Annotated in this window: 6 protein-coding genes; 3 read left to right on the top strand and 3 right to left on the bottom strand. The window is 52.0% G+C overall.

All coding sequences use genetic code 11. The features are described from left to right. Positions 1-7,537, top strand: a 7,537-nt coding sequence (locus tag L2731_RS11990; RefSeq protein WP_283165067.1) for a VCBS domain-containing protein, incomplete at its 5' end; no start/stop codon positions are given. Positions 7,538-8,088: 551 nt separating this feature from the next. Further along, positions 8,089-9,246, top strand: coding sequence for a putative sulfate/molybdate transporter (locus L2731_RS11985; RefSeq protein ID WP_249253314.1), 1,158 nt, complete (start codon positions 8,089-8,091; stop codon positions 9,244-9,246). A gap of 73 nt (positions 9,247-9,319) precedes the next feature. Here the strand turns inward: L2731_RS11985 and L2731_RS11980 are convergent, their stop codons facing one another. Continuing rightward, positions 9,320-10,411: an alkene reductase gene (locus L2731_RS11980; protein ID WP_239852708.1), complete on the bottom strand. Its 1,092-nt coding sequence runs from the start codon at positions 10,409-10,411 to the stop codon at positions 9,320-9,322. Between the two features lie 126 nt (positions 10,412-10,537). Here L2731_RS11980 and L2731_RS11975 point away from each other — a divergent pair, with 126 nt between their 5' ends. After that, entirely contained in the window at positions 10,538-11,455 is a 918-nt protein-coding gene (locus tag L2731_RS11975; RefSeq protein ID WP_249253312.1) for a LysR family transcriptional regulator, read from the top strand. Between the two features lie 138 nt (positions 11,456-11,593). Here the strand turns inward: L2731_RS11975 and L2731_RS11970 are convergent, their stop codons facing one another. After that, entirely contained in the window at positions 11,594-12,985 is a 1,392-nt protein-coding gene (locus tag L2731_RS11970) for an ammonia-forming cytochrome c nitrite reductase subunit c552 (RefSeq protein ID WP_415837004.1), read from the bottom strand. Between the two features lie 38 nt (positions 12,986-13,023). After that, entirely contained in the window at positions 13,024-14,235 is a 1,212-nt protein-coding gene (locus tag L2731_RS11965) for an NnrS family protein (RefSeq protein WP_249253311.1), read from the bottom strand. Between the last annotated feature and the right edge of the window lie 135 nt (positions 14,236-14,370).

Here is a 14,370-nt window from a genome sequence, read left to right as displayed (position 1 = left end):
CGCGTCCAACAGAGGATCGACAATTGACCAGCTCGGTGAAGGGCAAAGCCTGACCGATACCATTACCGTTTATTCAAAAGATGGGACATCTCATGACATTGTTATCACCATCCATGGCAGTAATGACCGCCCCTATTGTTCATCCGAGGTCGTACTACAAAGTGGCACTGAAGATACACGCCAAACGCTGACGACCGCTCAACTGTTGGCAAACACTGTCGATGTGGATGCCAATGACGCGGGTAAACTAACTATTGAAAACCTACACGCCGACCATGGTTCGATATTAATTAATGGCGATGGTACCTTCACTTTTACCCCAGAAAAAGACTATAACGGCGCGGTGCACTTTAGCTATGACGTCAAAGATGCACACGGCGGTATGACTCATACTGGCGCCAGTACCACTTTAGCGGCGGTACAAGATAATGCGGTTATTGCAGGCATTGATACAGGTAGTGTTACTGAAGACCTAAACCCTCATGCCAGCGTGCAAGGAAACTACGCCTATAAATTGGAGACTCAAGGCTCATTATCTGCTATCGACCCCGACAAGGATGAATCAGGCTTTGATTTTAAAACCCTTATCTCAGCAGCAACGCACCCAGAGTGGCGGCCATATTCATCATCGCTGGGTGGCCAATTGGCAATTGACCCAAAAGGAAACTGGAATTACTACATAGATAACCGCAAACCTGAAATCCAGCACTTAGGGAAAGGTGAAACCTTAACGGATACGGTGACGGTACACTCTAAAGATGGCACCACCCACGATATCGTCATTACCATCCACGGCACTAATGACGCCCCGACAGTATCAAGTGAAGTGCAGTTAAACTCAGGCAAGGAAGACTCTGTTCAAACCATTACTGCGGCTGATTTGCTGGCGCATGCAACCGATATTGATGGTAACGACCAAGGTCAGCTTACCGTCGCTAACTTGATTGCCAACCATGGCTCCATTCGAGACAACCAAGATGGCACCTTTACCTTCTCGCCAGAAAAAGACTACAACGGCGAGGTGCATTTTACTTACGATGTGAAAGATGCCCATGGTGGTATTACACATACAGGTGCTTCCACCAACCTAGCGGCCGTTGACGACAAGACTGTGTTTGGCGGTGTCTCAACTGACTCAGTTAAAGAAGACATCGATCCTGGAGTCAGCTCTTATGGCAACTTTGGCGGCAGTCGCTTCGCCGACTCACAATGGCATCAACTGACGATTACCGACATTGACAGTAAGGTCGATCAGGTTGACATTGAATTTGGCGGTAAAACGGTTACTTGGCAAGTCGGTTCGCCTCTTGATATTCAAACCAAATATGGCAAATTCGAACTAACAACATATTCTCATGGTCCGCACAAGGGGGAGCTAGTTTGGTTGTATAACGGTGATAATCGCAACCCATCAATTCAAGGTTTAAAAGAGGGCGAGTCTTTACATGAAAGTATCACCTTAGTTGCACCAGATGGCACCCGCCAGTCTCTATCGGTTGAAATTAAAGGGACCGAAGATCACGTTATCATCGATTCACCCAATCATATTGGTGATGTGATTGAGCATCAATCAACAGGCGCACAAGTCAGCGGTCAACTACAGGCTCATGATAGTGATACTCATGATTCAGTGAGCTGGGCCATTACTCAAACAACTGGGAAATATGGTGCGTTCTCAATAGATGCCAATGGTCAGTGGCACTACATTGTCGATGAGTCAAAAGCAGGAGCATTAGGGCAAGGTGATGAATGGAACGAGCATTTCACCGTTGAGGCTATATCAACCGATGGAAGCAAAGTGAGTAAAACGGTCACTGTCGTCGTGCACGGTAGTAACGATGCACCAACTGTGACCGGTGGACTTGTGTTGAGCCAAGGCAGTGAAGATAAACAGGTGATATTAACCCAACAGGATTTATTAGCTCACGCCAGTGATAGTGACCGCAACGATCAAGGCTGGCTAAAAGCCACCCACTTAACAGCCGACCATGGTTCAGTCAGCACCAATGCCGATGGCAGTTTCACCTTCACGCCAGAAAAAGACTACAACGGAGTTGTACACTTTAATTATGATGTCATTGATCGCCACGGGGGGACTACACACACAGACGCAACGATCAATTTAGTTGCTGTCAATGATGCTTCAGTACTTGCGAGTGCGTTATCTAGCAACGAAGTGATTGAAGATCATCTTAGCGGTTCCTCTTCTCATACGTTAACTTCTTATTGGAAAAACCTTGATATTACTGATACCGATGGTCAAGCCGATGCACAAATTGTCAAAATTGAAGTTAATGGTGTTGAGCATAGCGTCCCCGCAAATTTTGCAATGACTTTACAGGGGGATCACGGTTCATTTGTTACCACTCATGGATTTGATGGACATAATAAATGGCTTTATATCGCAGATAATAATCACCCTGAAATTCAACAATTAAAAGATGGTCAAAGTCTCACCGATCACATGACGTTGATCACCGCAGATGGCACACGAATTCCTATTACAGCGACGATTAAAGGCACAGAAGATAGCGTTATTATCGATACACCTGATTCGTTAACAGCATCGATTGGCACTGCCATTGAAGATCAAAAAACCACGCTATCAGGCACATTACAAACACACGATGTTGATAAAGATGATAGCGTGCATTTTCAAACGCAGAATTTAACCGGTAATTTTGGCAGTTTCAGTGTCGCGACAGATGGTACTTGGCATTACCAATTAGATCCGGCCAAAGCACAGCACTTAACGGCGGGACAAAATCAAACAGAAGGATTTGATATTGTTGCCATTTCAAGTGATGGCTCTACAGCAACAAAACATATTCAAATAAATGTACAAGGTAGCAACGACTCTGCGATCATCGCAGGTGTCGATACTGGTTCAATTACTGAAGATCGGCACGTTTTCCCCGATTCGATGCATCATATTCAAGTGACCGGAAGCCTTTCTATATCCGATCCAGATGCTGGTGAAGATCACTTTAGGGCGTCAGGGGCATTTGGACACGAAAAAGCTATCAGTGACCCCTTCCAGGGAGAAATGCACATCGACCGTCATGGCAATTGGGATTACGTCCTAGCAAATGGCAATCCAGCGGTACAAGCCCTAAAGCAAGGTGAAACTAAAGATGTCATCTATGAGGTTCATTCTTCGGATGGCACGTCTCACCGCATTACTATTACCGTTACGGGCACTAATGATGCTCCGACTGTGTCATCGTCAGTCATATTGGCTACAGGAAAAGAAGACACGACTGTGACCTTGCAAGCTTCTGATTTGCTAGCCCATGCCAGTGATATTGACCATAACGCACAACTGAGCATACATAATTTGTCTGCCGATCACGGACAAATTGTAGACAACCACGATGGTACTTTTCGTTTTACACCTGACAAGGACTATAACGGTCCAGTCCAGTTTAGTTACCAAGTGCAAGATGAGCATGGGGCGTCTATACCACAAACCGCCTCTATTAACTTGGTGGCAGTGAACGATGTTGCAAAGATTTCAGGTGATAACAGTGCCTCTGTCACTGAGGGCGGTTCACAAGGTGCTATGCCAGATTTGACGGTTCCCCAAGGGGCTTGGCTGGCCACCATTTCTGCTGGTTTTGACTTTCCACCGGTGACCAAAAACGATCCAAACGCTGGTCGTTGGTATTCTGTAGGCGGTGATGAGGGTCCGGCAGGTGGTGCTGCTCAGGGCTTGGATCTGCAGCATGGGTTTTGGGTAATGAACATGGGAGACCCAAATTATGGTGTAAATGGCTATGCAATGTTTACGCGCGGGACAAACAGTGCCACGGCGCATTTTAATGGTGTGACCGATGATGCCCATGGTGACTTGCATATTACTGATCCAGATGCGACCCCAGACACCTTTGTTAATGTACAAAACCAAATAGGAGATCATGGTTACGGTACTTTCACTATGAAAGATGGTCACTGGTCCTTTGTGGCTGGTGATAAAGCCACATCCTTGCCAGATGGCGCAAAAGCCCAAGAAACCTTTACGTTTAGAACCCACGATGGCGTGACCCATCAAGTGACAGTTAATCTAACGGGCACGGACACCCCTTCTGAATTTAAAGGGGATTTTTCAGGAAACTTAACGGAAGGAAATGTGGGAGATGTTGCTACGGTGCACGGCAGTATTTCCATCACCGACCCAGATACGAATCAAACGCCAACACTGCCAGATATGCCGGCCACATCAGGTGACAACGGTTACGGTTCTTTTACGATGGTCAACGGACGTTGGGAATACACGCTTGATCAAAGTAAAGTGCAACATGTTGGCGCCCAAGAGAATGTACAAGATAAGATCACGGTGACCGCCAGTGATGGAACCAAACATGACATTGTAGTCACAATTCTGGGAACCAACGATGCGCCAGTTGTTAATGGGCAAACCTTTATCACGCCGCAAAATGGTAATACACCTATCGCTTTACGTGATTTGCTGGCTAATGTTCACGACTCAGATACGTATGACAATCAGCATTTAAGTGTCAGCCACCTACAAGCGGACCACGGCACCATTACTCCTGATGGCCATGGAGGTTATCTTTACCATCCTGAAAATGGATACAAAGGGCCGGTAGACATCAGTTATCAGGTCACCGACCCTGAAGGAGCTTCAGTGTCTGTTCATGCCAGTATGGGCAGTGCGCCAACGGCAAGCTCCGGGATCATTCAGATGCATGAAGATTCCCCACATACCTTTACTGCTGCAGAGTTCAGTGCGGACAATTTTGATCAGCTCACCATCAGTTCTTTACCTGATGTAACACACGGCACTTTGACGTTCAATGGGCAGCCTGTGGCAGCTGGACAACATATCGACACAGCCCACATTGACCAGCTTGTTTTTACACCAGCGCAAAACTACCACGGTGATGCCAGCTTTGGATTTACCGTGAGTGAAAATGGCATGCAGTCGGCAGCGGCTTCAGGTCATATTACGGTAGACAGCGTCACCGATGCAGCGTCGATTTCGATGCATCTGAGCGCGACTGAAGCAACCATGCAATCAGGACAAGGGAATGGGCTTGCTGTTACCCGCTTGGATGGTTCTCACCTTACCCATCAGACTTCACCAGAATTAACCGCTGAAGTCGTGGTTAAAATTCCTTCAGGCTCACACCTTAATAAAGAATCCGTTTTAATACAATTTGGTAATGCTGTCGCCAAAGGTGAACAACAAGGAGCTGCAGCAGTATGTAAAATTTATTCAGACGACAGTCATACCAACACGTTAAATACATTTACGGTCACCAACCCACAAAACCTTACTATTTGGCTACCGGGACATAAACCAATTCAAACAGGTATTGATATTACTCAAAACCATGATCCACATCGACTCACCTTCTCAGTAAATACTGCATCGCATAGCGCCACTGTTTATCAAGATGGTCAACCTGTCTTTCACACCAACAGTGCTCAGATATGGCATGATAGTGATTTAGGCATGAATAGTTACAACACTGCTGGAGATGATGCACAGATTTTTGGAAATCCTACCTTTTGGTTTAACCACCAAGGTCGTGGGGGAGACCATATACCAATCTTTATTGCAAAAGCAGTAGGACATACTGGGGTTAATTTAGGTGATGGGTTACACCCACTGATGAATGAAAATGGGCAGGTAATGTACAGCGATGGGCAGATGAAAGCGCCTGCGAGTGATTTAAGTGTGCAAGCTGTATTTACCAGTGCTGTCATTATGCAAGGAGAAGTAACAGCCCAACAGGTAGCCTCTGGACCATTAAGTGAATCAACACCAGGAATTGGTTCTGGCAGGGTTTTACTGGAATTAGGCATCCAAGGCGGGCAACTAGTCGATCATACAGGACACCAAACCGATGCATTGGCACATCACACTTTGAATACACCACAAATAGGGGGGAATCCATTCCATCACGATCTGAACCTGGATGTGCAGCCCAATGATCCGGATGATCATGTTACAAGCGTTAAGCTAACTGGCCTTCCGGATGGTACAACTCTTGATGACGGCCATGGACACACTGCTACAGTTCAGAATGGCCAAGCAGTCGAAGTGCAAGATTGGCATCGTTCAAGCATTGAGGTTGTACTCCCTAAAACTGCACCAACTGGAGATGTCCCCTTACATGTAGAAGTCACCACCACAGGGCCTGATGGCACTACGGCAACCAGTGCGGCGGATAATCATCACTACAGCACCGATACTACGGCCATTAGGGTTAACCCAATCACCAGCGACAACATCATTGACGCCAGCGAACACCAGCAAGCGATTGATATAACGGGTACAGTATCTGGCGTTGAAGATGGGCAAACGGTTACAGTAACGATTGCGGGTCAGCAGCATCAAGCCGTGGTAACTCAAGGCGCTTGGCACACTTCATTAACCGCAGCGGAGGTTCAGGCGCTGCCTGGGGGAACGGTTGATATCACCGCATCGGTTCAAGATTTAGCGGGGAATTTAGCATCAATACACAGCCCTCTGTTTATTAGCGATAGCGCTAACCCTGTACCCACTTTGAGCTTTAAGACCCCCCCTACACCAACAGGTAGTGGTAGCATTGGCTCACATATCTCAGGCGATCTCATTGCTCCGCCATTGCTTCAGCAACTCACCCCTAACCTATCCACCAAGGGCGCATGGGCAATAGATGACGGTCATGGACACCCCACACACAGTCTTAAGGGGCAATACGGCACCCTTACCATAGACCCAGATACAGGCCACGTAGACTATCTCTATAACCAAGAACCAACACCGGGCGACAAGGCTGCGGGCGGCACCCACTGGGCGGGCGAGACCATCTCAGAAACCCACCACGATATCTTCCACATCCTCTACCATGACAGCCACTCCTCCAATGTGGATGTGGAGGTGAATCTGGATATCACCTATATCCATGGCCATAGTGGCCACAACCAACAGTCGACCCAGTTGGTGGACATGACGGTCACTCCTGTCACCATGAGTCCGGCCCCACCACCACCGCCGCCTGAGCTGAATGATCCCCCCCAATGGGATGGTAATCAGGACGTTAGCGATGATGCCCCTGTCATCATCCAGGCAAACGAAAACGAGGCAGAGGATAAGCATGCACAACGCGCAGCAGCTCAAGATGAGGAGCCTGTTAATCAGCCCCATGAGCAGATGACAAGTGGTGCCGACCCCTCTCATGCAGAGGCAGACCCCCAGCCATTGGCGGCCGCTACGCTCGCCCCTGTGGATCACTATCTGCAGATGATAGGACTTAGCCAGCAAGATCTGGCGCTGCTTGATAACCACACCAGGTCTCAAGCTGATCTGGATACGCCGCCGATGCCGGCAGAGCAGTTCGACGCCGACGCTCTCACCCTGACTCAGGTAGATCACTTCGACAATCCGCTGCTGGATCACCATGAAAAAGAGGAGCTAAAGCATAGGGGCATAGATATCGACGACCCAGTAGAGGAGCACCATGCCAACGCTAATGACGACGAGCTGCTGCACAACGCCTTAAACGATATGCATAACCAGTTCTAAGATAAAATAAAGGCCCGCTTGCGGGCCTTTTTGTCGATAGATGCCCTTAGCCACTAGAATCATTAGTGCCTTAACGCGCATCTCAGAAGTAATGTAGCCATATCCTTCCCCTAAGAAAGGTGCGAACAAGTCGTCGCGCAGCTCTGGCTTTGATAGCAGCGACAGTTCAAAGCATGCAACTTCAGCATGCCTAGCCCTGCTGAAGTTGAATAACGCCGAAATAGTGTTTCTATCAAAGCCCCACCTTCATCTAACCCTAACCAGCGTCATGAACGATAAAAGCAGGCGAACATCACTCGTTTCTTCTGATTTGTTAACACAAGCAGCAGACATGGGCCCGATCACAAAGTTACTTGCATGAAGAAGCCTAGGAAGATTAGCAATGATTAATTTGAGATCTCTTGACCCAATATCACCGACCTATGTGACAACTTGTCTCACCCTTGTTAGCCAAATGGCCCATTATGGCTCGGTTTTACCGATAAAAGCCTACAAAAAACATGGCATTAAATTTGCCGTGAAATAAGTGATGATTTCCCACGGCAAGCAATATGAGATGTAACACCCAAGACAACAACCCGCTACACAAACACATAGGAGAATTCAGCGGCGCCTTCGCCGATCTAGGCACCTTTCTGCCACTGGTGCTCGGCCTGATCGCCATCAACCATTTCTCCCCACAGGGGATCTTTCTCGGCTTCGGCCTGTTCGCCCTCTTTACCGCCTACTTCTATCGTCGGCCCATTCCAGTGCAGCCGATGAAGGTGATCGCGGCGCTGGTGATCGCCCAGGGACTGACGCCCGGTATGCTGCAGGTCAGCGGTATCCTGATGGGACTCATACTCTTGCTGCTGGCCTATAGCGGCGCCATCGGCTGGATGGCCAAACAGCTGTCACCCGCGGTAAGCATAGGCATACAACTAGCCATCGGCCTGCAACTCATCTGGATGGGCGGGCAGATGATGAGCGGCACTTGGCTCATCGGCATACTGGCCTTCAGCGCCCTGTTTATGAGCCGTTTCATGCCGCTTCCCTATCTGGCCATGCCCCTGGTGTTAGGGTTAGGCGTGCTGTGGCAGGCAAATCAGGGCTCGGCTCCCAGCTTTAACTTGCCCGCCACTACAGACTGGCAACTGGGCTGGCCCAATATCGACGAGTGGCAATCTGCCGCTCTGCTGTTGGTGCTACCGCAGCTGGCACTCACACTCACCAATGCGGTGATCGCCACATCGGCCATGGCCGGTGAGAAGTTTCCCCAAGATAGGCTGATCGATGACAAACGTTTCTCGCCGCAGCGTCTGGCCACCAGCTCGGGCTGGGCAAACCTGCTGCTGGCCCCACTAGGCGCCACGCCCATGTGCCATGGCGCGGGCGGCCTGGCGGTGCAATACCATTTTGGTGCCAGAAGCTGGCGTGCCCCAGCCCTGTTCGGTATCTGCTGCCTGCTAGTCGCCCTGTGCTGGGGCGACACCATAGCCCAGGTGCTGTCCCTGATCCCCCTGGCGATTCTAGGGAGCCTATTGGCAATCGCCGGCCTACAACTGGCCTGGTCGAAACGCTTCCTCGATGGCAAACCCTTCTGCATCTTTGTGATCTTATCCACCGCCGCCGTCTGCCTGACCATCAATACCGCCGCCGGACTCGCCGTAGGGGTGATATTGGAAATGGGCCGCCGGCAGTGGCACCTGATCTCTGATCTCAGGCACTGAGTCGATTAATCCCCTAGTCTTTGTACTAATCCTTGGGGCTAAGGGAATACCTCCCATCAGAATTTTATTATGCCTAACTCGCAGCGGGATAATCCGTATATCCCGCCGCGCCACCGCCAAACAATGGGCCCTTGTCGAAGCTTGCCAGCGGCAACTTGTGCTGCAATCTGTGGGGCAGGTCCGGGTTGGCGATAAAGGGACGACCGAAGGCCACCAGATCCGCATACCCCTTACTTAGCACCTCGCTGGCTCTGGCAAGATCGTAGCGTCCTGCAACGATAATAGTGGCGTCGAACAGGTTGCGTAGCTGCACCCTGAAAGACTCGGGGATCTGCGGCGCATCATCCCAATCCGCCTCTGACAGATGAATATAGGCGATCCCTATCTTCGACAGCGCGCCGGCTGCCAGCAAGATGGTATCGACAATCTCCGGGCAACTCATGTCCTTAAAGGTCACGAAGGGGGCAAGACGCACGCCGACCCGCTCGGCGCCTATTCTTTCGCTCACGGCAGCGACTATCTCAAGCAGGAAGCGAATACGTTTCTCACCGCTGCCGCCGTAGGCATCGCGGCGCTTGTTAGAGTTGGTGCGCAGGAACTGATCGATGAGGTAACCATTACCGCCGTGGATCTCCACACCATCGAAGCCGGCGGTCACCGCATTGCTCGCCGCATCGGTAAAGTCCTTCACCACACGGTCGATATCCTCCTGGGTCATCTCTCTGGGCATAGGGCAATCTACCATCTGCCCCTCGGGGTGCGCAGCATCGACCACCCAGACCTGAGTCCCTTGCGGCTTGATGGCCGAGGGTGCCATGGGCGCCTCGCCACCCTGAAAGACAGGATGAGACACCCGGCCCACATGCCAGAGCTGATTGAAGATCTTGCCGCCCGCACTGTGCACCGCATCTGTCACCTGACGCCAGCCGTCGATCTGTGCCTGGGTATAGATACCTGGGGTGAAGGAATATCCCTGGCTATCGCCTGAGATCTGGGTCGCCTCGGTTACTATTAGCCCCGCCGAGGCGCGCTGGGCGTAGTAGGTGGCCATCATCTGGTTGGGCAGATTGCCCGGCTGGCTGGTGCGTGAGCGGGTCATGGGCGCCATCACGATACGGTTGGCCAAGGTATGCTGGCCCATCTGGTAGGAGTTAAAGAGTTTCATCGGGTTTCCTTATGCCGATAGCTGGCGGCAATTACATTCAAGTTGTTCGATGAAACCGAGTTTATTACCCGTTACATAATTTGATAATTAGGCTAGTATTGAAATCATTTTCAAAAAATTTTTGATATGTATCATCTCAAAGATCTGCAACTAGCGATCCGCATCGCCGACCTGCACAGCGTATCGGCCGCCGCCCGCGAACTGGGTATGACTCCGGCATCGGCTAGCGCCGCCCTGCAGCGCCTGGAACATAAACTCAACTGCCAGCTATTTGCTCGCTCGACCCGCAACATGCAGCTCACCGAGGAAGGACAGGCCTTCATCGAAACCGGGCGTCAGGCGCTCAATCTATTGCAAAACGCCAGCGATGCACTGGCCGATAACCGCGGCGAGCTCAGGGGTGAGCTGCGTATCGCCCTGCCCTCAGATCTCGGTCGCAACCGCGTCAGAGGCTGGCTGGACGAGCTAGCGGCCCAGGCGCCCGACTTGACCCTGCGCCTCTATTTTGGCGATCAGATGGAAGACCTCATCGCCCAGAATGTCCATCTGGCGTTGAGGTACGGTGAACTGCCAGACTCCTCCCTGATGCGTCGGCAACTTGCACGTATGCACAGGGTGGCAGTCGCCGCCCCGGACTACTTAGCACGACATGGCCGACCCAGCCATCCCCAGCAACTAAGCCAACATAAGATCTTGCTGCTCAACCGGGGCAACACCCCATGGCACAGGTGGCACTTTGCCGACAAACAAGCACCGCTGGAGGTAGAGCTTACGGGGATTAAGAGTTGCAACGATGGCGCCGTCATCAAGGAATGGGCACTCGCCGGTGAAGGGATCGCCTATAAGAGTTGGTTCGATGTGGCTCAAGAGGTAGCAGAGGGCAGGCTCGAACTCCTGCTGGCAGATTATCTGGCCGAGCCGATCCCGCTACAGCTCACCTACCTGCAGACAGATTATCCCAGCCATAAGGTTCGCACCTGTATCGAGTTTCTGAAGATGAAATGCCAGGCGTTCGACAGCCGCTATCCGCAGCCAAAGTCCTAGAGCTGGGTTATTTAACAGTTTTTTAAATAGCCTCCTAGGACAAGCAGCTATATAAGCCCCGGACCCCAGATACGAAAACGCCGACCCAGATACAAACCTTAGGGTCGGCGTTGTTCAAAACGAGTGAGTTAAGAGCAGTTAGTAACCCGTGCGGCTCACCGCGGGCCAATGCTTATCAACCTCTTGCTTGATGAAGGTCTGCTTGGCTTTGGTCAGTTTTTCCAGTTCAATGCCCACCGCCTGCTGCGCCTCCTCCTTGCTGGAGATATCGGGATAGCTCACCTCGCTGACAGACAACATGCTCAGGATCTCCGCAAGGGCGCTACGCGCATATTCGGCCTGCTTAATCGCCGTATCCAGTAGGGCGTTGGCCTCCTGAGGGTTATGGGCATAGCTGCCGTGGGACGACATGGCAAAGTCCCAGCGCCACTGGGCATGGCGAATCGCCATGATGGCATCGTTCATGATAGCCCAGCTTGCACCAGCATCCCAGGCGGCCCCGGCCTCGTAGTGGGCCTTGACCAGCAACTGCTCTACATGTCTCGCCTTCTCGGCAATCTGCGACTTGGCCGAGTTCAGCTGCTTCATCAGCGTCTGTTTACTCTCGTGGCAGCCCTGACACACAGCGTCATAGTTTGGTAGCGCCTTGCCCACCTGATGATTAGTGTAGGCTTTGCCCTCGCTATCTGTGGCCGCCGGCATATGGCAGGTGACACAGGTCACGCCCGCCTTGGCGTGTTCGCTGCGGCTCCAGTGCTCAAACTCTGGATGGCGCGCCTTGAGAATAGGCGTCTTGGAGATGGGATGGATCCACTCGTAGAAACGGCGGGTATCATAATACTTTTCAATCAGATCCGCGCTGCTGCCGAAGATCCAGGGGATGTTGACCTTGTTGCTGCGCTCCGGCTGGAAATAATAGGTCACATGGCACTGGCCGCACACCTGCGCCCCCTTCATCGCCTCATCTTGCTTGTCGAACGGCAGATGCACCTTAGCCATGGCGTCGCGGGCGTGGGGACGGGGCAAGGTCAAGGCCGCCTTGCCCTTGACGTGACAGTCGCTACAGTAGACGACACTGTTCATCTCGCTACCAAGATCGGTGAAGTTTTTCGCCGAGAAGCCTTCGACGCCCAGCTCATCGATAAGCCTCGGCACATCCGGCGACTTACAGGTCCAGCAGCTCGCCGACAGTCCTTTCGTGCCATCCGCAGGCGGTACGCCGGTACGCAGTGTATGGGTCACGTCGGCCACCGCAAACTGATGTCCTCTGGGGCTGTGATACTCCTTGGCGTAGGCAGATCCCGCCCAGAGTATGATGGCGGCAGGATAGCTGGCCAACATGTCGCTGCGCGCCGCCTGGGTAGAGGTCGCCTGCCAGCTGGCATATTGATTGGGATACTTGGCCTGCATCGCCCGCATGCTCTCCATGGCCTCAGTGCTCACATCCGCTGCTAAGGCGGGGCTCAATGCGAGGGAACTCAGGCCGCACCAGCTCAGTAGATTCAGTGCGATAGCGGTTAATTTCTTCATACGCGTTTGCAACTCCTTAATAGGTTTCACCGTCACGGTTATCCCGGACGTCCGTCGACTCTGGGCCGGGTTAAAATGGGGGCATAACACCAGACAAACCAGCCAAAGGCCAGGCTCCAGCAGCTACCGGCTATCCAGAGCCATAACTCGCTGTGGGCGGGAAACCACAAGGGCATCACGGCCCGGCACAGGGCCGCCAGGGTGATCGCCAGAAAGGCTGGCGCCATCTTGGATCCCTGATAGATGTTACGACTGGTATGCCCAAGGGAGACACGGGAGATCATCGACAGACAGAGCCCCGCCATGGTGCCTATGGCAAACAGGTGCAAAAGATGACGATAGGCGTTTTCATCATCTATGTTCCAGGCGATGGCCGCTAGGGTTAACGGCAGACACAGATAAGCCAGCTGCAACGACCAGAGCATAGGCTCCCTCAGCGTCTTGTGAGGCAACCAGCGACTCCAGCGCAGCAGATGCGCAAGCGCCGTCACCGCCAGCAAGGCCTGCTCGGCGCCGAGTGGTAGATATTGAGTGATGCCCTGAATAATCAATAGGATCATCAGGCCTATCAGACTCAGATCCAGCGCCTTAATGGGCTCTGGCTTGGGCTGTTTAATCCGCACCGCGGTAAAGAAGGGGATCACCCGCCCACCGACGATAGTGATCAGCAGCCCCAGCCACCAGAGCATGCCCTGCCAAATATGATGGCTCAGCACGAAGTCGCGCTGACTCAGGGCGTAATAGCTCAGCAGGTTAATGCCGGTCGCCACCAGCAACATGATGGGGAAGCCTATGTTGCGCCACTGTTTGACCCGGTAGATACAGGTCCAGAGCTTGGCGGCGCTGAGCAGCAGAAACAGGCTGTCAAACAGCGCAGGTAACCAGACGGGTAGCTCCAGCGGCGCCAGCAGCAGGACGCGCGCCAGCAACCAACAGGCAAACACTATCGCGAGCGGCCAGCCCTTGAGGCTGGGTTGATTGGTCCAGGTCTGTACCGAGGTTAGCAGGAAGCCACAGACGATCGCCATGGCAAAGCCAAACAGCAACTCGTGGGGATGCCACCAAAGCGGCACCACCTTCACCCAAAACTGGGATCTCAGCAGGCTCATCTCAGGCCAATACCAGGTCACCAGCCACAGCGGCACATAGAGGGCCGCCAACAGAGCACCGCCCAGGAAGAAGGGTCTGAACCCCAGGCGCCAAATCGCCGGCGTCTTGTCGACCACTTTAGGATCATCAATATTAAGCATCGCAGCGCCTCGGCCTGAATGAGTAGTTAAACAAACATCTTGAATATTGCTTTATTGCTGCCAGTCTACTCAGAGGACATATGACGGACAATGGATATTCGAACCGAACAAAAGAAGTGTGAACCAGATAGGTAA

Source organism: Shewanella aquimarina (assembly GCF_023349185.1).
In the GTDB taxonomy this organism is placed as follows: Bacteria; Pseudomonadota; Gammaproteobacteria; order Enterobacterales; family Shewanellaceae; genus Shewanella; species Shewanella aquimarina.
The sequence above is the reverse complement of the archived record's forward strand: the minus strand, read 5'-3'. Positions and strand labels throughout refer to the sequence as shown.

Excerpts from the sequence above, each read along its gene's own strand:
- L2731_RS11980 (WP_239852708.1), bottom strand. The coding sequence starts at position 10,411 with ATGAAACTCTTTAACTCCTACCAGATGGGCCAGCATACCTTGGCCAAC.
- L2731_RS11985 (WP_249253314.1), top strand. The coding sequence starts at position 8,089 with ATGAGATGTAACACCCAAGACAACAACCCGCTACACAAACACATAGGA.
- L2731_RS11970 (WP_415837004.1), bottom strand. The coding sequence starts at position 12,985 with ATGAAGAAATTAACCGCTATCGCACTGAATCTACTGAGCTGGTGCGGC.
- L2731_RS11975 (WP_249253312.1), top strand. The coding sequence starts at position 10,538 with ATGTATCATCTCAAAGATCTGCAACTAGCGATCCGCATCGCCGACCTG.
- L2731_RS11965 (WP_249253311.1), bottom strand. The coding sequence starts at position 14,235 with ATGCTTAATATTGATGATCCTAAAGTGGTCGACAAGACGCCGGCGATT.